The 23,164-nt window shown below is 36.9% G+C and carries 19 protein-coding genes and 3 pseudogenes; 3 read left to right on the top strand and 19 right to left on the bottom strand.

Translation table 11 applies throughout. The features are described 5' to 3' along the window. Positions 1-15: 15 nt before the first annotated feature. From NKG37_RS11925 to NKG37_RS11895, 8 genes and pseudogenes are all read right to left on the bottom strand, one after another. The gene (locus NKG37_RS11925) at positions 16-789 is read right to left on the bottom strand and encodes an ABC transporter ATP-binding protein (protein WP_016204272.1); all 774 of its coding nucleotides are present in this window, start codon (positions 787-789) and stop codon (positions 16-18) included. Further along, positions 779-1,780 (bottom strand): annotated as a pseudogene (locus NKG37_RS11920) (FecCD family ABC transporter permease). Before NKG37_RS11920 ends, NKG37_RS11925 begins: the two are co-directional and overlap by 11 nt. Beyond that, complete coding sequence (isdE, locus tag NKG37_RS11915) at positions 1,773-2,657, bottom strand: heme ABC transporter substrate-binding protein IsdE (protein ID WP_101730426.1); 885 nt, start codon at positions 2,655-2,657, stop codon at positions 1,773-1,775. Before isdE ends, NKG37_RS11920 begins: the two are co-directional and overlap by 8 nt. Before the next feature lie 166 nt (positions 2,658-2,823). Continuing rightward, a complete protein-coding gene (locus NKG37_RS11910) occupies positions 2,824-3,612 on the bottom strand; it encodes an NEAT domain-containing protein (RefSeq protein ID WP_254416261.1) in 789 nt (262 codons plus the stop codon). Positions 3,613-3,636: 24 nt separating this feature from the next. Further along, positions 3,637-3,756, bottom strand: a pseudogene (locus NKG37_RS26310) (NEAT domain-containing protein); the annotation flags it as partial. 262 nt (positions 3,757-4,018) lie between these two features. Next, positions 4,019-4,210 (bottom strand): hypothetical protein, encoded by a 192-nt coding sequence (locus NKG37_RS11905; protein WP_101730429.1) that lies wholly within the window; start codon positions 4,208-4,210, stop codon positions 4,019-4,021. A 163-nt stretch (positions 4,211-4,373) separates the two neighbouring features. Continuing rightward, positions 4,374-6,032: an ABC1 kinase family protein gene (locus tag NKG37_RS11900; RefSeq protein WP_101730430.1), complete on the bottom strand. Its 1,659-nt coding sequence runs from the start codon at positions 6,030-6,032 to the stop codon at positions 4,374-4,376. Between the two features lie 13 nt (positions 6,033-6,045). Continuing rightward, positions 6,046-6,345, bottom strand: coding sequence for a phasin family protein (locus NKG37_RS11895; RefSeq protein WP_016204278.1), 300 nt, complete (start codon positions 6,343-6,345; stop codon positions 6,046-6,048). A 199-nt stretch (positions 6,346-6,544) separates the two neighbouring features. On the opposite strand from NKG37_RS11895, the gene NKG37_RS11890 reads away from it, so the two are divergent. Continuing rightward, positions 6,545-6,802 carry a hypothetical protein gene (locus NKG37_RS11890; protein ID WP_169188029.1) on the top strand — a complete coding sequence of 86 codons (258 nt, stop codon included), beginning with the start codon at positions 6,545-6,547 and terminating at the stop codon, positions 6,800-6,802. A 240-nt stretch (positions 6,803-7,042) separates the two neighbouring features. Continuing rightward, a complete protein-coding gene (locus NKG37_RS11885) occupies positions 7,043-7,531 on the top strand; it encodes a DedA family protein (RefSeq protein ID WP_016204280.1) in 489 nt (162 codons plus the stop codon). A gap of 83 nt (positions 7,532-7,614) precedes the next feature. Here the strand turns inward: NKG37_RS11885 and cysK are convergent, their stop codons facing one another. From cysK to NKG37_RS11830, 11 genes are all read right to left on the bottom strand, one after another. Continuing rightward, entirely contained in the window at positions 7,615-8,535 is a 921-nt protein-coding gene (gene cysK, locus NKG37_RS11880) for a cysteine synthase A (RefSeq protein ID WP_224428500.1), read from the bottom strand. Between the two features lie 15 nt (positions 8,536-8,550). Continuing rightward, a complete protein-coding gene (locus tag NKG37_RS11875) occupies positions 8,551-9,174 on the bottom strand; it encodes a lysozyme family protein (RefSeq protein ID WP_016204282.1) in 624 nt (207 codons plus the stop codon). A 196-nt stretch (positions 9,175-9,370) separates the two neighbouring features. Further along, positions 9,371-10,615, bottom strand: coding sequence for an MFS transporter (locus tag NKG37_RS11870; protein ID WP_212121103.1), 1,245 nt, complete (start codon positions 10,613-10,615; stop codon positions 9,371-9,373). A 580-nt stretch (positions 10,616-11,195) separates the two neighbouring features. After that, the gene (locus NKG37_RS11865; RefSeq protein ID WP_101730433.1) at positions 11,196-11,762 is read right to left on the bottom strand and encodes an NADPH-dependent FMN reductase; all 567 of its coding nucleotides are present in this window, start codon (positions 11,760-11,762) and stop codon (positions 11,196-11,198) included. Positions 11,763-11,765: 3 nt separating this feature from the next. Beyond that, the gene (locus tag NKG37_RS11860; RefSeq protein ID WP_016204284.1) at positions 11,766-12,830 is read right to left on the bottom strand and encodes an LLM class flavin-dependent oxidoreductase; all 1,065 of its coding nucleotides are present in this window, start codon (positions 12,828-12,830) and stop codon (positions 11,766-11,768) included. 27 nt (positions 12,831-12,857) lie between these two features. After that, positions 12,858-13,403 carry a YwhD family protein gene (locus tag NKG37_RS11855; RefSeq protein WP_016204285.1) on the bottom strand — a complete coding sequence of 182 codons (546 nt, stop codon included), beginning with the start codon at positions 13,401-13,403 and terminating at the stop codon, positions 12,858-12,860. Between the two features lie 255 nt (positions 13,404-13,658). Continuing rightward, complete coding sequence (locus NKG37_RS11850; RefSeq protein WP_254416260.1) at positions 13,659-13,868, bottom strand: hypothetical protein; 210 nt, start codon at positions 13,866-13,868, stop codon at positions 13,659-13,661. A 684-nt stretch (positions 13,869-14,552) separates the two neighbouring features. Further along, positions 14,553-17,975 (bottom strand): glycoside hydrolase family 2 TIM barrel-domain containing protein, encoded by a 3,423-nt coding sequence (locus NKG37_RS11845; RefSeq protein WP_254416259.1) that lies wholly within the window; start codon positions 17,973-17,975, stop codon positions 14,553-14,555. Between the two features lie 88 nt (positions 17,976-18,063). Then, the gene (locus NKG37_RS11840; protein ID WP_101730437.1) at positions 18,064-19,140 is read right to left on the bottom strand and encodes a Gfo/Idh/MocA family protein; all 1,077 of its coding nucleotides are present in this window, start codon (positions 19,138-19,140) and stop codon (positions 18,064-18,066) included. A 62-nt stretch (positions 19,141-19,202) separates the two neighbouring features. After that, positions 19,203-20,357, bottom strand: a complete 1,155-nt coding sequence (locus NKG37_RS11835; protein ID WP_254416258.1) for a Gfo/Idh/MocA family protein — start codon at positions 20,355-20,357, stop codon at positions 19,203-19,205. A 634-nt stretch (positions 20,358-20,991) separates the two neighbouring features. After that, entirely contained in the window at positions 20,992-21,516 is a 525-nt protein-coding gene (locus NKG37_RS11830) for a YceI family protein (RefSeq protein WP_016204289.1), read from the bottom strand. A gap of 318 nt (positions 21,517-21,834) precedes the next feature. Here NKG37_RS11830 and NKG37_RS11825 point away from each other — a divergent pair. Next, a pseudogene (locus NKG37_RS11825) lies at positions 21,835-23,081 on the top strand (ISL3 family transposase). The last annotated feature ends 83 nt before the right edge of the window (positions 23,082-23,164 follow it).

Below are 23,164 nucleotides of genomic sequence, written 5' to 3'. Positions count from 1 at the left end.
CCCTTTCCAGCACCGCTATATTCCTAAAGGAATAATATAAGAACCACCTGTCTCTTTTTCGGTATTCAGCATAATATCTACTTGATATATTTCTTTAATATTTTTCTCTGTAATCACTTCGCTTGGTTCTCCTGAAGCAATTATTTTTCCATCCTTCATTAGAATCACATAGTCGCTGTATCGCAATGCTTGGTTAATATCATGCAGTACCATTACAATCGTTATTTGATATTCTTCATTTAATTTTCGAACCAATTGCAATAACTCTATTTGATGATATATATCCAAATAGGTTGTTGGCTCATCTAAAAATAAAATATCTGTTTTTTGCGCTAATGCCATCGCAATCCATACTCGCTGCCTTTGACCACCAGATAGTTCATTTAAATAAATATGTTTATAGCTTTGCAGATTTGTACATTGGATTGCCCATTCCACTATTTTTTCGTCTTCCGTTGAATCCTTCTGCCAAAGACTTTTATGGGGAACTCTTCCAAAGCGAATCAAATCCTCTACCGTTACATCTTCAGACGTTTGATTATTCTGATAGACCATTGCAATTTTTTTAGCAATCTCTTTAGCTTTATACTCAGACAGTTCTTTTCCACTTAATGTAATACTGCCTGCATCAATATTTCGATTTCGAGCTAATAGGGAAAGCAGGGTCGATTTACCACAGCCATTCGGACCAATAATAGAAGTAACTTTGTTTTTTTCTATCGTACCAGACAGTTCTTTAATAAATGTTCCCTTCATTTGATAAGCAAACGAAATTTGCTTAAATTCCATTTATCTTTTCCCCCTTTCTCAATAGAAAAATTAAGAATGGTCCCCCAATAATAGCCATCAGCGTTGATGCGGGAATCTCTAAAGGTGCAATTAACAATCTGCCAAATGTGTCAGCTGAAAGCAGCAGTAGAGCGCCTGATAATGCCGAAAATGGAATTAAGATATAATGATTGGTGCCTATTAACTGTCTTGCAATATGCGGTATAATGAGTCCTGCAAACATGATTACTCCTGCAACAGAAGTTCCAACAGATGCTAGTAAAACAGCGATAGCAGAAACAAAAATACGCACCCAATGAATTCGGATTCCAAGGTTTGCAATTTTCTTATCTTCAAGCCTTAGTAAATTGCACCAAGGACTGACAAAAAAAGCTACAGCTAAAAGAACAACACCGCATGCGACAATAATTTGTACATCTTCCCATGTTTTCATGGTTAAATTAGAAGCATTTGTTGCTCCAACAGAAATATTTAAAAAGGAACAAATATTAATTAAAGCATCTCTTAAACCAGTAAACATCGCACTAATTGCTATCCCAGTTAAAATAACTCTTAGCGGTTTTAAACCAGATTTCCAAGAAAGCCAATAAATAATAATACAAGCAATTGTTCCTCCTATAAATGAAAAAAGGGTTTCGCTAATATACCAGCCTGGCAAAAACAAAATGCCGAAAAAGGTAAAAAAGCTTGCTCCAGAAGAGATACCTAGTATCCCTGCCTCAGCTAGCGGATTTCTCATAACAGCCTGAAACAATACTCCCGAAACAGAAAGCACTGCTCCTGTAAATATTGCGACAATTATTCGTGGAAAACGCAAATCCTTGATTACTTCTACCTATTCATCGCCTCCGTGAATTAAACCGCTGACTAGCTGTGAAATACCAATGGGGATACTACCTTTTAATGCAGAGTAGACAATCATCCAAACAAGGAAGATGCTAACAAGCAAAAAATAAATAACTATTTTATTCCTTTCACGTCCCTTATTCATAAAGCATCTCCACCAATTGATCCATCGCTTCCTTTATGTTTAAATTCGCAGTAGTAGCAAAGATAGGTTCTTGTAAATCAAAAACTCGATTGTTTTTTACTGCATTAAAATGCTTCCATATATCATTCTCTGAAAATTCTTTTTGAAACTCCTCTGCCACTTGTTCTGGCACACCATGCGATAATCGCAAAATGACATCTGCATTCGTTTGCTGTAAATATTCCGTATTAGCAGAAATATACTCAGCTGATTGCCCGGTAACAGCATTTTTTCCTCCTACTACTTCTACTAAATTACCAACATATGAATTTTCAGTAGCAACAAGATAACTTCCACCAGGCACACCTAAAAGGATTAACACAGTCGGAGTTTTTTCTTGCTCCGTTTGTTTTTTTATACTTTCCATTTTCTTTTCAATAGACGATCTTAGTTCTGCTGCTTCTGTCATTCGCTCATACTTATTTCCAAGTTCTATAATTGTATCAAGCATGTTTTCCACACTATCTAGTTTTAAAAATTGAGCAGATAAGTTCATCTGGTCAAATGAATCTTTCAAATCATACTCTAGGGTAGTGACAGAGAGAACATCTGTTGGCTGCAATGATTGAATGATTTCCATATCAGGACTCATCGGATTTCCTACCTCTGTTACATTCTTATATCTTGCTGGTATATCGTACTGTGTAGTTGGTATTCCTACTAAATCGAGATTTAAGGCATCCATAATCTCCGTAATTGCCAATGTTGTTGCAACAATCTTGTCATTTTCCTCATTTGCTTCCACTTGTTTTTTTTCTATTTCTGCTTGTGTGTTCAGAGAACAACTTACAAGCAGTAGGAGGCATATACAGGAAAAGAATATCTTCCAATACTTCATTTCTATCCTCCTATTGCTCTTTTTTCTACCGAAACTGAAAGATTCAAGCCTCCCAAACTCTCTCAATCACTTTGAGTGTATGTTATTATGTAGGATTAAAAATAGATTGAAAGTATCTAAAGGAGGCAGAAACCATTCATAGGACGTATCCAGTTTAATTTAACTTTTATAAAGTTCTTGTTCGGTATTTTCTCGCTATAATAACGAAAGAAACAATCATTAAAGCTACATACAGCATTATTTGCGCAGTGTCACCTGTTTTAGCATTAATCACACTTCCATTGGTGTCTGTATTTGTTTCTGACGTACTATCTTGGTCTCCATTTCGATCATAGTTTAAATCTTCATCAGTAGTATTTGAAGAATCATCCTTGTTAGAGTCTTCGCCATTTCCACTAGCAGAATCATTGTTTTCATCGTCATTATTCGGTTCATCTGTTTGTCCACCTGTTTCATTATCTGCTATCGGCAGATCTGATGTATCAAATTGGAAACGAATATCATACCAATGGTCATAATTTATGCTTTCTACCACTACATGAATTCTCGCATTTACTGGATTAAAAATATCTTTTACTGGAAACTCAACTACCTGTGTTGTTTCATTACTGCTTACAATCTTAACTGGTTGTGATTGTACTTGTAATTCTTTAATATTTTCCGATTGCATCTCTACTTGAGCAACAATTTCTCCATCCTTTACGATTAATTTACCTGGTTTTGTAAAATAACTGTCTGCCATAGACGGCTCATTTTCAGTCTCATGTAAAACAGAGTAATCAACCGTGTATTCGCCGTCTTTTAAAATGCCATTATCTGTTTCCTCTTCTTCTGGAGTTTGTTCTTCTTCACCAGGCGTTTGTTCCTCTTCTCCTGGAGTTTGCTCTTCTTCACTTGGATTGCTAACAACTGTAAGCGTATTCTTATCTGGAATAATGCGAACCTCATGCGTCATTCCATAGGACATCGTTAAATGGGTATTAACTACTTTCGTAAGATCTTCGATTGGAAACTTTAATGTTCTTAGTTGATTTTCAGTATCTTCTTTTACAATTTCTGCATCTACTAGTTGTCCATTAAACTCTGTTTTAAATGCAATGATAAATTGACTTGAGGAGCAGCCGAAGTAGGATTAGCTATTCCTAAAAAAATTAAAGCGATTAATAGCATGATTGTGAGTGATTTGCTCACGTTCTGTAACCTTTGCAAAATTTCCCCATCCTTTCCTAATAAAAAAATAATTACTGTACAAATAAAGTTAACTTCCACCTCCAACTTGTCTTTTACTAGAAATTTATTCTCTATAAAGAATAGTAAATGATATTGATTCTCATTATCAATAGTGTTTTCTCAATAGATTCTCAATTGTTTTTATTATTCCAATATGCTTTTTTAGTATTAATTCCCTTTTCCTTACCGCTACTTAATTCCATAAAAAAAGTGCCAAAAACGCAAAACGATGCATTTTCGGCACTTTTATGACTATAAGTTCTTTCTACTTTATATATTTTTAGCAAAATAACTTCGAATTCGAATTCAAATTCATTTTCCATTCACTAATTCCCTTTACTTTTATCCATACTTTGCAGTTATTTATAACATATAAAGGCAAGAATTTATTATTTAACAAAAACTTTATCCCGTATTTTCCCTCTCTAATCAGAAAGAAAATAATATATTTTTTACAATTAGGTTATCACTAAATTCCTATTCTGGTTAGAACCTGCCTGACCGAAAAATGGAATAAATGAGCCATGCAACCATCAACATGGCGATAGAAAAGCCAATTTCAATAATCGGAAATTTCCAGAGAATTGTTTGTACACCACTCATTGCTACACCAATTATCAGACCGACCATGACAATACTTAGAGCCAGTAAAACAATACTAAAGGCGATCTGATTACTGAAGCGATCTATCTTTTTGATTAATAAGTCTAATTGTGGGGATGTAAATTCTACCTCCACTTTTCCTTTTCTCAAAATCCCCATAAACTGTTTAGCCGTCAACGGAATATCTTTTAGAGAAGCAAAATATTCAGGAATCTCTTCTACAATGTTTTTGACTATTTTCCAAGGCTTAAGCTTATCTAAGAAAAGCTTTCTACCAAAAGGCTCTGCGACATCAAATACGCTAAAAGTAGGATCTAAGGCAACGACTACGCCCTCCATTGTCATCAATGACTTACCTAAAAGCGTTAACTCCGATGGAATGCGAATATTATGACGAAACGCAATGATAAATAAATCATTGATCGCTTCTCCAACACTTACATCTTGCAATGGAATATCGTAATATTTATCACGCATTTCTTCGACATCAGCAGTTAATTTTTTTATATCAACATTTTCAGGAATCATTCCTAAATCAGAAATAGCACGGATAATCCCTTTTGTGCTTTTATTGCGAAGTGCAACCACAAAGGATGCAAAATTCTTTTTCGTATAGGAAGAAAGTTGTCCTACCATTCCAAAATCTAATAAAACGATTCTCCCATCCTGGAGTGCAAGAACATTTCCAGGATGAGGATCTGCATGAAAATGACCGACTTCTAAAATCTGGTAGAAAATCGTGTATGCTAATCTTTCTGCAAGTAGTTCTCGATCGATTCCAGCTTCATCGAGACGTTTGTGATCGGATAGCTTTATTCCCTCTATATAATCCATCGTCAATACTTTCTTTGTAGAATAATCCCAGTAAACAGACGGGATGATAACATATCCTAAAGATCTGTTCTGCTCTAAAAAGCGCTCCATATTACGTGCTTCTATTCCATAATTCAGTTCAATAAGCAGCCCTTTTGCTAGTTCATCAACTATTTCACGAAGACCATATTGTTTCGCCCATGCCCATGTATTTTCAGCGATTCGAGCTAAATCAGCGATAATTTCTAAATCTGTTTCGATGATTGCATGAATATTAGGACGCTGTATCTTTACAGCAACATTTGTTCCATCTTTAAGGATCGCTTTATGCACTTGCCCAATGGACGCTGCCGCCAAAGGAGTCTCAGAAAAGTGCTTGAACAGATGATCTACAGAATCTCCTAATTCCTCTTCCAAAATCCGCACTGCTTCTCCATATGTAAAAGGAGGCACCTGATCCTGCAGCTCCTTTAGCTCATTAATTATTTCAGGTGGGATTAAATCAGGACGGGTACTGGCAATCTGCCCAAGCTTAATAAAGGTTGTTCCTAGTTCTTCCAAAACTAAGCGAATGCGACGTCCTGTGCTTTTAGGAGGGTGCTCTTTATGAAAAAAAAACTTCTCCTCCAAGCCCATCTTATTGGAAAAAAAGCCTATTCCGTTACGAGCGAGAATAGACGTTATTTTACGATATCTTTTCATCTGTCTAATACGTTTACTTACACCCATTTATAAACCTACTTTATTCGTCGAGATTTTTTCGTTCTAATGCCTCTATTCTTTTTTCTAATTTCTGTATGTCCTCTAAAGTAGCCAGCTTCAATTCTCCATATGCAGCATTAACCTTTTCTTTTGCAACTGCTTCAACCTGACTTTTCATTTCCTCTCCTTTTTGAATCAAATGATTGATTAAATCCTTTGATTCATTTTTGCTAACCTCTCCCTTTTTCACTAACTCTTCAACTGTTTTCTCTACTTGTTCTTTACCTGCAATTGCTAAACCTAAACCTAAGGAAAGTGCTTTTTCAATCGTTGTTCTCATCTTTGAAAACCTCCTTATATTTTTTCTAGCATATTTCATTTTCCCAAAGACTACTTTTCTATTTGTCATTAAAGTAATCCAAATAAGATCCAAAGTCAAATCATTCGGGTGTAATTTCCTCGTTTATGCGCAACATATTTATGATATGCTTATAAGTGGAAATAATGGTTATTTTTTCATTACAGGAGGTAACAAAATTTTGGAGGATAAAAGAAGGCTGTATATCGAACTAGTATTTGGTTCCATCGGAATGCTTATTGTCTCTCTATTTATTGCAAATGCTATCTTGCCCCTAGATCATTCATTTTCCTCACCTACTCTTATTTTAGGATTTGCCCTCATAAACAGCTATATCTTTTTTCTAGAAAAAAGAGTAGGGGTCAGCAATAAAGTAATCTGGACTCAATCCCTGATTCTTGTTTTCATTTTTGTTTATTATATTGTTAGTAAATCATAATCAAATTATGTAAAAATCAACTTCTTAGAACTCATTTTTTAAATAAAATTACTCCCCTTTTTCTTTATTTGCCTGTATGATAAGAAAGGCGCAAAACTTCTCGACTTCACTTGTCATGTAAAGTGCGCTTTTTTGAACCTAGTTACTATTTGTACTGTGTTTTTCTTCTAAAAGGTAAGTAACCTTTTTACAGTAACAAACAGCTAATTTTTAAGAATTAAAGAACGGAGTAAATATAAAATGAGTGCTTCCATACATTTCATTTCCCAATACGGATACATTGCCATCTTTGCGCTTTTTGCATTAAGCGGTTTAGGCATTCCTGTTCCAGATGAAGCTTTATTAACCTTTGTAGGTTACCTTACTTCCATTTCCATGATGAACTTCCTACTTGCTGATATTATTTGCTTTATTGGTGCCCTTAGTGCCATGGTTATCAATTACACATTAGGTAAAAAAATTGGAAAGCCATTTCTACTTACACACGGAAAATGGATCAAGCTTACACCTAGCAAATTAAAACGAGTCGAAAATTGGTTTGATAAATATGGCCCTTGGACAATAGTTATTGCCAATTTCATCCCAGGTGTCAGAAGATTAACTTCCTACTTTTCAGGCGTTTCCGGGATGAATCTTTCAAAATACATTTTATTTGCTGCGATTGGTTCCTTTTTGTGGTGCTTGCTTTTTAATATCATTGGTTACTATATCGGAGTGCTTCCTTTTTAAAATGGAACAGAAGTTTTCCCCCACTCTAAAACAAAAAGGGGTAGTCCGATAAACAAGGACTACCCCCTTCTAACAAATATAACTCAAGCAAATAAATCCGAAGATAAATAACGCTCTCCTGTATCTGGTGCTATGCATAGAACTTTAGCATTTTTTGAAAGTTCATTAGCAATTTGTACAGCAAAATGCGCACTTGATGCACCAGATGCCCCTACAAAGATTCCTTCTTCCGCTGCAAGACGTCTTGCCATTACTTCGGCATCGTGATCTTTAATCAATAATACCTCATCAAAAATAGCACGGTTCAAGATTTTAGGAATAAATCCTGGGCCTGTCCCTGGAATTTTGTGTGGTCCTGGTTTACCACCTGATAATACTGGTGAACCAAATGGCTCTACTACATATATTTTTATACTAGGAATCATTTTCTTTAATTCTTCTCCGACCCCAGTAACAGTTCCACCTGTCCCTGCTGTCAAGACAAGTGCATCTAACTTTCCTTCAAAAGCTTCATAAATTTCTACAGCCGTTGTACCTCGATGCGCGTCTGAATTTGCAGGATTCTCAAACTGCATTGGAATGAAGCTTTCTTCTATATCGTTTGCTAAGCGATTTGCTTCATCAATTGCTCCTTGCATTCGTCTGCTGCCTGGAGTTAAATGAACCTCGGCTCCATATGCTTTTAAAATTTGCACACGTTCCTTTGTTGCATTGTCAGGCATCGTGATGATACAACGGTAGCCCTTCACCGCCGCTACCATCGCAATTCCTATTCCAGTATTACCTGATGTTGGTTCAATAATCGTGCTTTTTCCTGGGATAAGCTTCCCTTCTTTTTCTGCGTTTTCAATCATATTTAATGCCGCACGGTCTTTTACACTTCCGCCAGGATTAAAAGACTCTAACTTAATATATACTTCTGCCCTAGTTAGGGTTGGTATTCTATTTAATTGAACAATTGGCGTATTCCCTATTAATTCAAGTACAGATTTGTACAGCTTCATTTTTCACTGTTCCTCCTATAATCTGCGAGCATATTTTTCAATTATACTGCTCATTTCTTTTACCTTAGATGTTACTTTATCCGCATAAGTAAAGTCACCATAGCAATATGGATATCTAAAATTCAACTTGTCATTATTACAGGTGTAAATGGTTGGCGATCGTTCGACCATATATTCTGAATAGGTCTTTGCAGATTCCTCACTATGTTCAACCTGACTATTACTAACAATAAAGTCAATATAACCTGGTCCCATATTATAGCTTTGGATGATTGTTTCTATGTCCACCCCTTGCTTCTGACCATACTTGTACATTTCTGCAAAGTGAAAAACTCCCTGCTTAATACTTTCTGAAGGATCTTCAATTGCATTTCTTTTTAGTCCTGCTGATTCAGAGGATTGCATCGGATCATTTCCCTTACCATGACTTTCTTGATCCATAATAGCCAGTAAAATGGGGGAAAGTTCCTCTGCATTTAATTCATTTAATTCTAATTCATTCGCAATTTCTGGTAAATATTTCAACAATCTTTGTTGGTTATTTTGTTTGATTGTACTATTAACAAATAAATAGCCAAAGTATATAACTACTATTAAGACAATTATTGTGTTCGTCACAGTTTTTCTTCTTCTCTTCATCCCTATCCCTCGTTGACGCTTAAAAAACGATTAAACGTTTCCTGATTTTTTTGCCGTTACCTGATACATTAATTCATTATACAAGAAACAATATGGAATTTCATTCCCTGCGAAAGAGAACTTTTATTTTTCCTTAAAAAAATAAAAAACTTAGCTAATGCAAAAGAAAATGCATTAACTAAGTCTTAGAGTTACATCATGATTCTTGAACAGTAGGAGTAGGCTTTCCTGCTTCGATTAGGACTTTGTCTCTTCCTAAGAAAAAGGACAAAATAATAATAAACGCCCCGGTTCCCAATAATAACCACTCTATATCAATAAAATCTGCAAGTGGACCAAATATTAACATCCCTATTGGCATCATTGAGGTAGAAATCATTCCCATTACGCCGAAAACTCTTCCCAAAAATCCTTCTTCTATTTTTTCCTGTAATAAAACAGTTGTTGGTGTATTAAAGATTGGCATTGCCAAACCAAATAGTGCCATGAACACTAAATAGATCCAGAAGAACGGAATAATCCCAAGTGCAACGGTACAAACTCCCATAATGATGCTGGCAAGTGTCATTGTTTTTATTTTATTCTGAAATCCTCCCCATGATGCGATGACTCCTCCTCCTACCATCATTCCAATGGAAAAGGCTATCTCAATAGCAGTTAACCGCCATACATCATCTCCAAAGCTACGCGTAACCTGCAAAGGAGTTAGGAATGCTGCTGGAGCCATAAGCACAAAGAAAATCGCAAAAAAGGCAAAGAATTTTTTCAAAAAGGCATGATTATTTACATACTTAAGCCCTTCTTTGAAATCACTAAAATAGCTGGTAGTTTGTTCCTCTGTTGCTTTTTGATGTGCAGGTATCTTTAAAAAGGCAAGCAAGGTAAAAATAGCAATTGCTGCTGTCACAACGTCTATGAAAAATATTGTTTCAATTGATGCCAATGTTAATAGGGCAGCACTTACCATTGGCGATACAAACATGATAATCGCCTGAATACTTCCGTTAATCCCATTGACCTTTGTCAGCTTTTCCTTTGGAACAATTTGCGGTAAAATCGCACCGACAGATGGTGTCTGTATTCCCGTCCCAAACGCTCGAACAGCAGCCATCACAAATAGTAGCCAAATTGGATCATATCCCATTAAAAAGAGAATGGCCAATATCAATGTTGCAAACGCAATAAGTCCATCAGACAGCATAATTAATAGCTTACGATTATAGCGGTCTGCCCAAACCCCCGCGACTGGCGATAAAATAAATGTTGGAAGAAATCCACAAAGGATATATAACGTCATCATCAGACCCGATTCGGTTGTTAACGTTATATGCCACATAATCGCATACTGTACAAGCGACGATCCAAATAGAGAAATCGTCTGACTACTAAGAAATAACACGATATTCCGATACCAATTTTCTTTATTATTAACTGTACTCATTTATAAACCTCACATTCTAATTTTTTCTTCATGTGAATAAGTCTATCTATGTCTATAAGAGCAGAAAAAAAGAGCGAAGACCTGGTATTCTCCCCTCTTTTTATTAACCAATATTAGGTTTCCAATAAATAGACAGACCAATCCCGTTCTTCTTAATAGAAGACTATCCAAACGTATTTAGTTAACGATGAAAAGTGGGAATCTTAATCTCATTGATGCTGTCAAAAGGAAAACCTCCGCTTCGTTTTGTATTCCAATTAATCATAGCATAAGCATAGTACTGGAAACAATCGCTTACAGAGTAAATTTTTTATTCACTTTTTTCAAAAATTATGTAAATGATTGGTATTATGTTTAATAGATAGCTTTTTTTAGCAAAGATACGATTTTATCAACTAAACCAACTACTTTTTCAATAAATAAGAAGCAGAAGACCATCCCCTCTGCTTCTTGCTCTCCATCTTTTTTCTTTCAGTTAACGAATTAATAACTCCAGGTTTCCTTATCATAAAATACTTATTAGACTAAAATGTATATAAAATACATAAACGAATGCTTAAAAACTAATTTTTACTTTTTATTAAAAATCGTACTTTGCTTCCTTCTTTTCTCTAATTTCCGTAAAAGTTTCCGTCAATACGATGGTATCTTCCACTAACCGTTCGATACGGAATAATACGTCATCGTCGGTAATTTCTTTGCGGTAGAAATCTTTTTCCTCAATGAATACATAAGTTTGCACGATTTGTGCTTTCATATAAGCCAAAATCGGCTTCAATTGCTGTTCCGCAATCAAATAATGTTTGGATGAACCAGCTGTTACGACAATACTAACTACTTTATCGCGAAAAGCATTTTGCGGCAATAAATCAAAAATATTTTTTAAGGTAGCAGGAATCGATGCTTGGAAAACCGGTGTACCTATAATTATTGCATCTGCTTCCATTAAAGTTTTTGTGACATATCCGGTATCACCTTCATATTCCAGATAATTTCTTCCATCACTAAATTGGATATCATAGTCCGCTAAATCGAGTAACGTTATCTCAACTTCAGGATAATTATCCGTAATAGCCTTCATTGTGTAATCCATTGCTGTTCTTGTTTTTGATCCGACCTTTGAACCGGATAAACCAACAATTTTCATTTCTTATGCCTCCGATTTTTTTGTATATTTTCTAATAGCCGGCAATATTTCTGAGCCAATGATTTCCACATTTTTCATGACATTTTTAAATGGCATTCCACCAAAGTCAATTTGTGCAATATAGCGTTGATGATTAAACATTTCATGTTGATAAAGAATTTTTTCTATAATTTGCTGCGGGCTTCCGATATTCATAATATTATGCGGATCTACGCCTTGTGCAAAATGCTGTTTTGGGAATCCAGCTCCATTTGTTTTTTTCATGCCTTCATTAATATGTGGATACATATCTTTTAAAGCTTGTTGAGATGATTCTGCTGCATAGAAAAAGCCTGCTGTTGCTACGGGTAATTCTGCAGGGTCAAAGCCACTGTTTCTTGCTGCTTCGCGATATGCGTCAACTGTGCGTTTAAATACAGATGCTGGACCGCCTAAATGTGCCATAAACATTGGGGCTCCTACCATCCCTGCTCTAATTGCACTTGCTGGTGTCCCTCCAACCGCTCGCCAAATCGGAATAAAGCCATTTTTAGGACGTGGCAAAACTTTCGCATTTCTTAACGGTGCACGGAATTCCCCGCTCCAATTCACTACTTCCGCTTCATTAATTTTCATCAATAGTTCAAACTTTTCTTCAAATAATTCTTCATAATTACGAAGATCATAACCTAACAAATCAAATAAACCGACTCTAGATGCACGACCAGCAATAATTTCTGCCCGGCCTTTAGAAATTAAATCGATTGTTGCAAAATCCTCATACACTCGAACTGGATCAGATGTACTAATAATCGTAGAGGAGCTGGCAATTTTTATATTTTTCGTTGCTTGTGCAATGGCTGATAAAACAACCGAATGCGCTTGTGTGATGAAATATTCTTGATGACTTTCCCCTACACTAAAGAAATCTAGACCCGCTTGATCTGCTAATTTTGCATATTCGATAATTTCATGCACACGTTCTTCTGCAGAAATTCGCTCTCCTGTAAGTGGATTGGGCAAATGATCCCCTAATGTATAGATTCCAAACTCTAACCCTTTGCTTGGATCTAGTCCGTATTTTTTCAATTGATTCACCTTTCTTCTATCCTGCATTTAATTAAGACTATTCTTCAATTCCTCAGGCGATCTCTCCCAATATTCATTGTTAAAATCTACAAGGAACTTTTTTAGCGATTGCTTTGATTCGTCCTCCATACTCTCTAGTGCAAATCTTCGTTTGATTGCTTTATCGAGACTATTTACATGCTCAGGCATCGACTTATAGCCAAATCGTTTCCTGCTTCCTTCTTTCATTTGCTTTGCTACCAAGATTTCACAAGCACCTGCTCCAGAATAATAAGCACCATCCTGATTTCTGTCTAACGCAATCCAAATAACCCAATATTTATGTGGATCTAAATCTAGGACTTCTTCTTTCGTCACATCCTTAAAAAATACTTTCTGTTCTACTTTACTTCTGCCATGCATAGCACCTACATCAATAAATACTTCCTGGCTTTCTCGGTCGATAATGATTGGTGTAACATTCTCTAAAGAAATAGAGCCAACTCCATATCCACCATCACCTTTTGTAGGGTCATTTCGTAAAATATTAAATTGTGCATTTTTGGGGGATGAACCTTGCTTTTTATTGTCCATGTTTTCTTTTGCTCCTCCTTTCTCTTCCCTAATTCATATTCTCGTTTTGAGCGAGAAATGTTACTTCTGCCCACACTAGGTTGTGCTGAGTTGTAGTTCCACAAGCCACTTACGCTTTTGCTTTACAAACATAAGACATTTCTTTTGGAGATTAATTACTCCTTCTAAATGACTTGTCTTGATTGTAATATTAAGACCGATGGCGTTTCATGGCAATTATTCTGCTTGCTAGGGGAATATTTCTATGTACAAAGATTAATCCGAGTTCTGTTTAGTTTGCCTTTGTTTTGAGTGGGCTATGTATGAGTCTAGTTGATTGAAAATAGTGGGTTTGGGTGGGTGTGGAGGCTTTTTCGGCTTTTGTTCTTTTGATGAACGCTTTTTTCTTTGTGTCGTTGCTTTTTGGTTTTCTTGTCTTTGGTGAACGCCACTTTTTCCTTGTGCTGGTGCTTTTTTGGTTTTCATCCCCCTTATGAACACCACTTTTTCCTTCTACTACTGCTTTTCTGGCTTTCATCTCCTTTATGAACACCACTTTTTCCTTCTACTACTGCTTTTCTGGCTTTCATCTCCTTTATGAACACCACTTTTTCCTTCTACTACTGCTTTTTTGGTTTTCATCCCCTTTATGAACACCACTTTTTCCTTCTTCTGCTGCTTTTCTGGCTTTCATCTCCTTTATGAACACCACTTTTTCCTTCTTCTGCTGCTTTTTTGGTTTTCATCTCCTTTATGAACATCACTTTTTCCTTCTACTACTGCTTTTTTGGTTTTCATCCCCCTTATGAACACCACTTTTTCCTTCTACTACTGCTTTTCTGGCTTTCATCTCCTTTATGAACACCACTTTTTCCTTCTACTACTGCTTTTTTGGTTTTCATCTCCTTTATGAACACCACTTTTTCCTTCTACTACTGCTTTTTTGGTTTTCATCCCCTTTATGAACACCACTTTTTCCTTCTACTACTGCTTTTTTGGTTTTCATCCCCTTTATGAACACCACTTTTTCCTTCTTCTGCTGCTTTTCTGGTTTTCATCCCCCTCATAAACACCACTTTTTCCTTCTACAAATGCCTTGTCAGCTTTCAGTAATAAAAAAAGCCCACCGTACTAATTCATTCATACGGTAAGCTTCGTTTTAAAAATCTATCACTTAAACTGGAACCAGCCAAAATCAAAATTGCTTCCTGGTAAAAATACAAAGGTAACTTTTTGCACCCCTATTACTTTTTCCAAATCAAATTCTTGTTCCTCATAACCGTCAGACTTATGAAACTCTACCATTTGATTGCTGTCACCTTCGTCACTTGCAAAACGAACATGAATCGTATTTTTTTCTATTGGCGATCTCCCAGAAATAATTAACTTTGTAGCTCCACTTGCCGTAAAATCGAATGATTCAAATGTTAAGGAAACATTGTTCCCAATTCCTTCTACACTATTTTCTTTTATTTCGAAAGTATCCCCATAAATATGATTGCATTCAGATGCATAATTACGTTCAAATGCTTGATTTTTCTTTTCAAAATAAAAGCCTTTTATATGGACTTTTTGACGGAAGACAAAACAAATCGATTTAATTCCACGGAGCCTTTTGGAAAGCTGGTATGTTTCTTCCTGGTAAACATTCCACTTTGATGGTTTTTGATAAATAACATCCGCTACTAATTCGCTACCCTCTTCATCAGGCATTCCCTCCCAAATTTGCAGGGAATATTCATCATCAGATAAGGCAAAAATCGGTATAGTGATTTTATCTGACCCATAATTCCCAAAGTCTATTTCACGAAGCCCGACTTGCGTTTCACCATCTCTACTTGTCGCAACACCACGCTCATTCCCGTTAGTTACTTCGCCTTTGCTATAGTCATATAATCCTGCTGAGATAAATCCATATGGATCTTTATACGCTTTTCCAAGACCAACCGCCTTATATTCGAGCTCAGAAATAAGCTTCGTTTTATCCGTACCATTCTTGCTTGTACAACGAAGACGAAACTCTCCATCACCTAAGGCTGTCACTTTTACTTTATCACCATTCACGTCCACTTTCGCTATATTTGATTCAATACCAGCATCGTTGACAACACTCCACTCTAGTTCTCTATAAGAAGTATCTTCCGGAAATAGTTTGGCTGTAATAAACATCTCTTTTCTAGCTGCATCAAATAGTTGCCCAGATTCACTAATAATTTCAATTTTGCGTAGGGGCACTTCTTCTTCTTTCCCCATAACAGTTGGTGTATCTGTATTTTTCATCGTAGCGGAAACACCAATTAATACGCTTTCCTTAGCTGGAAGGCTTTCAAACGCTAAGATTTCACTTTCTAGTCCTTTAGAGGTTACCTCCATTTGAATTTTTCCAGGTTCCGTTGTGGCTGCAATAATTGCCATCATCTTCCCACTAAACAGCCTTCTACTTACCCCTTTGTATTGATCATAATCTGTACTATCTCCATTATCTAAGCCAACTAGGCGGCCAGCCCCCGTCACGTTTACGTACACACGATTTGTGGCATTTTCCACTGGATTTCCAGCCTTATCCTCTGTTCCAATTTCTACAAAAAGTAAATCTGTACCATTTGCAGTTAGTTTTTGCTTATCTGCTTTCAAAGTAATTTTTTTCGCATCACCGAAGGATTTTTTTGTGTCTGTTGCGATTATATTACCTGCATCATCATAGGCAATTGCTGTTAGCTCCCCTTTTTCATAAGGGATTTTCCACCAGCCTACAAGGTCTGTCCCGTGTTTATGATCGATAACATGGGTACCAATTGTTTTCCCGTTAAGTTGCAATTCCACTTTGGGAGCATTGGATGATACGCGTACATCAACCATTTGGCCTTCGCTAAAGTCCCAATAAGGAAAAAGATGTACCATCGGTTTTTTTCTGTAATCTGTCCATGCCGCTTGATAAATATAATAGGAGTCCTTTTTTAAAGTAGCTGTGTCGATTTGGCCAAAATAAGCATTTTTCGTATGATAAGGTGTTGGCTCCCCGATATAGTCGAATCCTGTCCAAATAAACGTTCCAAGGGAAAAAGGTGCATCTCTATCAGCTATAATACAAGCTTCTGTCGACTGAGCCCCCCAGCTTGTGGAACTATTTCCAAGTGCAGAACATTGTTCATCATCATCGGCGAGAATCGATTTTTCATAAGGAAAATGATAGATACCCCTACTTTGGACAACCGATGCAGTTTCACTTCCGTAAATAATCCAATCTGGATGTGCTTCATGATGCTTATGGTAGTATTTTTCCCCATAATTATAGCCTGCGACTTTTACAATATCCGCACATTTTTGTGCATTTTCCCATGGCATATAATTGGAACCAATTGTTACCCAGGCATTGTTCTTCGGATCATACTTATGTACTTCCTCCATTAACATCCTTGTTATTTCTTGCCCTCTCTCGTCTGCATGGGTGTCATATATTTCGTTTCCAATACTCCACATTAACAGACTTGGATGATTTCGGTCTCGCCTCACCCAGCTTCTTATATCGATCGGTGCCCACTCTTTAAAGAAACGCGCGTAATCATACTTAGTCTTCGGTCTTTCCCACATATCAAATGCTTCTGAAACGACAAGAAATCCTAGCTCATCTGCTAAATCCATTAGCTCTTTTGCCGGCATATTGTGGGCTGTTCTAATCGCATTTACGCCCATATCCTTTAATATTTCGAATCTTCTTTGTAAAGCTTGTTTATTAAACGCAGCTCCTAATGCCCCTAAATCATGATGTTCACAAACACCATTTAGCTTCATTCTTTTGCCATTTAAGCGAAGTCCCTGCTTGGCATCTAGAACAATACTTCGAAAGCCTATATTTTGGGTAACAGCTTCAACTGTGGTTAACTCAGGATAAATCATTTGCAACTCTGTTTTAAGCTGATATAAATGTGGCTCATCTATGCTCCAAAGCAATGGATGATCGACAAAGAGACTTTGTTTATTAGAAGCAGCTGTTTCCGTTTCTGCTTCCACCTTTTCTGAGGAAATGGCTAACCTTTGATTTTTGAAAAAAATAGAGTGGATGAGGTGCACGTCTTGATCAATCGCTAATTCTGTCTCCACTTCGACACGCCAACGATTATCTTGTTGATTCATGGTAATGTAAATTCCATCGGTAACTAGATGATTTTTATCTCTTGTCTTAAGCCAGACATTCCGATAAATCCCAGCTCCTGAATACCATCGACTATTAGGGCTTTCATACACTACTTTTACAAGGATATCATTTTCACCATCGACCATAGCAGCTGTGATATCATGTTCAAATGAGGAATAACCATTTTTCCACTCCCCAACAAACTTGTTGTTTACATATACAGAGGAATCCATATACACACCATCAAAACATACCAATACCTGCTCCGTTTGTTTCCTTGAATAAGTAAATCGTTTACGATACCAACCAATGCTAGTTTCATAGAGATCGAGTGTATTATAAATAAGCCAATCATGTGGCAAATCAATTGGCTTAAATTCTAAATGAGTACTATCTGTCACTTCCAAACCGCTTTTTGCAAATTCCCATCCGTCATTAAAAAGCATTTTCCTATTCATTATATGTGCGACTCCTTTTATTTAGGTTCTTTAAGGAGATGACGGTTCTTTGCTCTCAAAAAGAAGCAGAAGAACCGTCCTCCCTCTGTTACCCAGTTATCTTTATAGCTTGCTCTTGAGCTTCGATACATAGTTCTGCCGCTTTGAATGAATGTTCTTGGGTCATTGCGTTTTCGGTTCCATTTAAGCAGTCTAAAATGAACTGACCAAAGAAAGGATATCCTACTTTTCCTGAAAGCTCAAAGTGTTTCTCTCCCTCTTGGTTTACTAAGTATAGGTGGTTTGATGAATTGCTTCGAGCTATATCAATATACTTTCTTACTTCGATATAACCTTCTGTTCCAAGGATAAGTACCCGTCCATCTCCCCATGTCCCTAACCCATCTGGTGTAAACCAATCCACTCGGAAGTAAAACGTCGCCCCGTTGTCTGCTAAAAGAGTTGCATCCCCAAAATCCTCAAATTCTGGGTGATCTTTAAAACTATAGTTCGCTACTTTACTGTGCAATACCTTTGCATCCTTTGCACCTGTATAATATAAGAACTGTTCAATTTGATGACTTCCAATATCACAAAGAATTCCGCCAAAATATGCTGGATCAAAGAACCAATCTGGTCTTGATTCTGGATTAGCACGATGGGGGCCAAATCCTGTTACTTGAATCACTCGCCCAATAGCTCCTTGTTCAATTAATTGGCCTGCAAATATAGCACTCTCTACATGTAATCTTTCACTATAGTAGATGCCCCATTTTAGTCCTGTTTCTGCGACTTTTTTTCTAGCTAGGATTACTTGTTCCTTTTTTGTAAATGCAGGCTTATCAGCAAAATAATGCTTTCCGGCATCTAACACACGAAGCCCTAACTCACAGCGATCTACTGGTATGCATGCGCTTGCAATAAGATGAATAGTTGTATTTTCTAGAATTTCCTGCTCGGACGTTGCCACAGTAGCACTCGGATATTTTTCACAAAAGGCAGCTGCTTTTTGTGCATCAGGATCATAGACTGCTACTAATTCTCCACCTGCTTCTATTAATCCATTACACATTCCATAAATATGGCCATGGTCAAGACCAATGGCAGCAAAGAGAAACTCACCTTTATCTACTACTTTATTGACCTTACCTTCTGGTGCGTAGTTCATTCCGTCCTTTTTGTTCATCCTAATCACTCCTCTATCGGATTAAAAATTCTATTCAGCTATTTTAGGAAACAACTAAATGATTATGCATACTTGCCACCAGTTGTTATAGTGTTATCAGAAAAGTTTTCCACCACATTTTTCTTTTCATAAAAATGTTTTGCGTGAGTAAGAATTCCTTCTCTTGTAAAAAAAGGATCTTCTTTTGTTAAAGGTAATTTGACTATTTTGCCTGTATTTGCAGCCTGATAAATAGCTGTAATCAGCTCAAGAGTTTGCTGACCTTGTTTCCCATCAATGAGTACATCCTTTTTCCCGTTAACTGCTAATAATACGTCATAAATTTGACCAGTATGCCCTTCATATGAAATGGATGGCAAACGATCATATACTTGTTGAATTTGTTCTGCTAATTGCGGATCATCTTCTGGAAAGCCATTCTCTTTTGACTTAGAGGCTTTCACCTTCCAAGGAGCAGATACTCGAGCATTTTTCCCTTGGAAAATTAATTGTTGTTCCTCTCCATGATGAATGACGGAGCTCGTAATTTGGGCAAGAGCGCCATTGTCATATTTCATGATGGCGATAGATATGTCTTCAACTTCTGCATTATCATGAGAAGCGTTACTTGCAACAGCCGTTACTTCTGCTGGCATTCCATTCATCCATTGGAAAATATCGATATGATGAACAGCATGATTTAACGTACAACCTCCACCCTCTTTCTCCCAAGTTCCTCTCCACCATAAATCATAGTAGCTATAGCCTCTCCACCAATAAGAATCAACCTGTGTATGTACAATTGGTCCCATTAATTTTGTATCCAATACTTGTTTCAATTTCATCATCGGATTAGTAAAACGATTTTGGGCAACAACCGATAAGATGCGTTTATTTTTCTTCGCTGCCTCATTCATTGCATGACATTCCTCTAAGGAAGAAGCCATTGGCTTTTCCACTAAAACATGCGTTCCTGCATTCATCGCAGCAATTGAAATTTCAGCATGTGTATAAGGGGGAGTACAAACAGAAACTAAATCTATATCTGGTCTGTTTAAAAGCTCTTTATAATCATCATATATATCCACATCTAACTGATAGTCCTTAGCCTTTTGATGTGCTTTGTCTGGATAAATGTCACAAAGTGCAACTATTTTACACTCATCCTTAAACTGCAAATATCCCTTTACGTGAGAACTAGAAATTGCACCTGTGCCAATGATAGCTATGTTAATCAATATGCAGACACTTCCTTTTATTTGAGTATAATGACATTTTTATGAAGGAAAACTAGTTGCTTTACTGGAATGGATCGACTTGTTTAGTAATTCTTGTTGGGAATAAAAATAGTAAACTTGTATAAGGGAGGAAAATAATAAAGAACGGAAATTTAGATAGCTCTTGGCTTAGAGATTACGGAATGCTTCTTCTATTCACCACCTTTTCTGAATCGTTCTTAAACGAGTTTTATTTTGTGGAATTATCAAATTGTTAACGATTACATTTCTTCCTATTAATCTGTTAAAATATATGTGCTTCGACTATTTATTATAGGAAGAATTGAGTTTCTTTTCAAGTAAAATGTAACCCCTTTCTTACCTTCTAATGAAAAAGGGACGAATCTCACGCATCCTATTGGATACATAAGAACCGTCCGTGGGCACTGAAAAACTAGCTAGTTAATGATGATGGGCAATAGCCACTTTTTAAACATAAGATGATGGATTTGTTTTCCGAGGCGTCCGCTCGCTTTCCATGGGGCGATCGGACGCCTCTCCAAACCAACCTTATTTTCACTTTCAAATATGCTTGCTCTTAATCCCGCACGAAAAAAAGACTTTTTCAGTGGTCTCGAACCGTCCCTCCGATTCCTTATGCTGGATTTACTTCTAATTCTACTTTAATTTTGATGTCTTTTCCTACTAGTACGCCACCTGATTCTAATACTGCGTTCCAAGTAAGTCCGAAGTCTTCACGGTTGATTTTTGCTTCCCCTTCAAAACCGTAAACTTCTACACCCCATGGGTTTGTGCCTTTTCCACCGAATTCTACGTCAAATGTTACTGGTTTCGTAACATCTTTAATTGTTAAATCACCTGTTACTTTAAAGTCATCTCCATCTTTTGTAATAGATGTGGATTTAAAATCAATTGTTGGGTATTTTTCTACATCAAAGAAGTCAGCTGATTTTAAGTGATTATCGCGATCTTCGCTATGTGTATTAATGCTTGCTACTTCAAATTTAAATGCAATGCTAGCTGTTGTTAGGTCTGTTAAATCTGCAGCTTCTACGTCTGCTGTATAAGAGTTAAATTGCCCCTTTACCTTTGAAACCATCATATGTTTTACTTCGAACCCTACGCTAGAATGTGATTGATCTACTGTCCATTTTGCCATTTTAAAATTCCTCCATTTTCCTTTTTTATTTTGAATTCAAGATATTTATTCAAAAAATTAGTCTCCCTCGATTTTTGTTTCTATTCAAGGCAAACTGATTAGAGATTTTTCTACCGAAAAATACTTTGAAATAAATTATCTCTAATTAAAGATAATTTTACACACATTTTTTTGTTTTGTCTATACTTAAGTAAAAAATTTTTTTATTAAATTTTGGGCTCTACGCCAAAATCTGTTCTTGCTTAAAAAAGAGTACAAAAAAACATCTGTATCCGTTAATGTTGAAAGTACGACCAAACAACAGAACGAGGTATACAGATGCATTCCCATTCTATCAAGGTTTTACTCGATTTACCAGAGTTAAATGTATGTGCTATTCAAAAAGTAAAAGATCAAGTGCTCATTGAAGTGACACCGATTGATGCCACACAGCCTTGTCCAGTATGTGCATCAACGCAAACGATTCGTCGTGGCACGGCTTATCAACGAAAAGTACGTCACCTCCCTGCGTTTGGGAAACGGGTGTATTTACTGCTGCCCGCTATCCGTTTAACATGCAAAGATTGTCATGCCCATTTTGTGTGGCATTACGACTGTGTTGCGCCAAAAAAGCGCTATACAAAGGCATTTGAAGCCACGTTACCGAAACAAGCGATAGGAGCGACGATTGCCCATGCGGCGCGCCTCTCTGAAACACCACCAACAACGGTTCACCGTGTTGTACGTCAATGGATGGCAGTGGAGTCGGTTCGCGTTCAAAGACGATGCGCACAACAGGCTAAAGTGAGTACGGGTCTTGTACTGGGTATCGATGACTTTGCGATTCGTAAAGGACATCGATATAACACCGGCTTACACGATTTACGTGGTGGCACGTTTTTAGATGTCATCCCAGGTCGTACGATTGCAGAATTACAGGATTATTATCAAGCGCAGCCGATTTGGCAGACGCTTAATCCCGTCGCTGTCGTCATGGATTTAGCGCAAGGCTATCATACATTCGTAAAAGAAATGTATCCAAATGCCATTCGAATTGCCGATCGTTTTCACGTCAATCGTTACGTAACGGATACCTTACAAACTATGCGAAAACAGGTTCAAAAGAGCCTTTCTCCCTGTGCGAAAGCCGATTTAAAACAACACTTCCGTATTCTTGGTAAACGTCATGACCAGATCACAAGAGACGAAATGGTGATTTTAAAACGACTGCTTGGTTATGCGAAATTACTTCGCCAAGTGTATGAATGAAAGAAGCCTTCATTGCTTGGTATGACTGCAGTCCATCGTATAGCCTTGCCAAAAAAGGTTACGAAAGATGGCTGGCGCAAGGAAAAGCAATTGACCATCCGATTGTAGAAATCTGTTTAAAAACGATGCACAATTGGCAAGAAGAAATCTGTAATTATCATCAATTGCGTTTTACGAATGCATCGGTTGAAGGAAAAAATAATAAAATCAAGGCTCTGCAGCGTCGTCACTATTTCACTCGCAATCCGGAGTGCTATAAGCAACACATTTTATTGGAGTGCAATGAAGAATGGATTCAATACGGCTACGGCTCTTAGTCAAGAACATGTTTTGATAAAGAGCCTAAATTTTAGTAAGAAATTCTGTAACTTTATAAATTTATCTTATAACCATTTCTCCT

This window comes from Niallia sp. RD1, from assembly GCF_024219955.1.
In the GTDB taxonomy this organism is placed as follows: domain Bacteria; phylum Bacillota; class Bacilli; order Bacillales; family Cytobacillaceae; genus Niallia; species Niallia alba.
Note: the sequence above shows the minus strand (reverse complement) of the source record. Positions and strands in the feature narration are given on the sequence as shown.

Excerpts from the sequence above, each read along its gene's own strand:
- NKG37_RS11925 (WP_016204272.1), bottom strand. The coding sequence starts at position 789 with ATGGAATTTAAGCAAATTTCGTTTGCTTATCAAATGAAGGGAACATTT.
- isdE (WP_101730426.1), bottom strand. The coding sequence starts at position 2,657 with ATGAAGTATTGGAAGATATTCTTTTCCTGTATATGCCTCCTACTGCTT.
- NKG37_RS11910 (WP_254416261.1), bottom strand. The coding sequence starts at position 3,612 with ATGACGCATGAGGTTCGCATTATTCCAGATAAGAATACGCTTACAGTT.
- NKG37_RS11905 (WP_101730429.1), bottom strand. The coding sequence starts at position 4,210 with ATGGAAAATGAATTTGAATTCGAATTCGAAGTTATTTTGCTAAAAATA.
- NKG37_RS11900 (WP_101730430.1), bottom strand. The coding sequence starts at position 6,032 with ATGGGTGTAAGTAAACGTATTAGACAGATGAAAAGATATCGTAAAATA.
- NKG37_RS11895 (WP_016204278.1), bottom strand. The coding sequence starts at position 6,345 with ATGAGAACAACGATTGAAAAAGCACTTTCCTTAGGTTTAGGTTTAGCA.
- NKG37_RS11885 (WP_016204280.1), top strand. The coding sequence starts at position 7,043 with ATGAGTGCTTCCATACATTTCATTTCCCAATACGGATACATTGCCATC.
- cysK (WP_224428500.1), bottom strand. The coding sequence starts at position 8,535 with ATGAAGCTGTACAAATCTGTACTTGAATTAATAGGGAATACGCCAATT.
- NKG37_RS11875 (WP_016204282.1), bottom strand. The coding sequence starts at position 9,174 with ATGAAGAGAAGAAGAAAAACTGTGACGAACACAATAATTGTCTTAATA.
- NKG37_RS11870 (WP_212121103.1), bottom strand. The coding sequence starts at position 10,615 with ATGAGTACAGTTAATAATAAAGAAAATTGGTATCGGAATATCGTGTTA.
- NKG37_RS11865 (WP_101730433.1), bottom strand. The coding sequence starts at position 11,762 with ATGAAAATTGTTGGTTTATCCGGTTCAAAGGTCGGATCAAAAACAAGA.
- NKG37_RS11855 (WP_016204285.1), bottom strand. The coding sequence starts at position 13,403 with ATGGACAATAAAAAGCAAGGTTCATCCCCCAAAAATGCACAATTTAAT.
- NKG37_RS11850 (WP_254416260.1), bottom strand. The coding sequence starts at position 13,868 with ATGAAAACCAAAAAAGCACCAGCACAAGGAAAAAGTGGCGTTCACCAA.
- NKG37_RS11845 (WP_254416259.1), bottom strand. The coding sequence starts at position 17,975 with ATGAATAGGAAAATGCTTTTTAATGACGGATGGGAATTTGCAAAAAGC.
- NKG37_RS11840 (WP_101730437.1), bottom strand. The coding sequence starts at position 19,140 with ATGAACAAAAAGGACGGAATGAACTACGCACCAGAAGGTAAGGTCAAT.
- NKG37_RS11830 (WP_016204289.1), bottom strand. The coding sequence starts at position 21,516 with ATGGCAAAATGGACAGTAGATCAATCACATTCTAGCGTAGGGTTCGAA.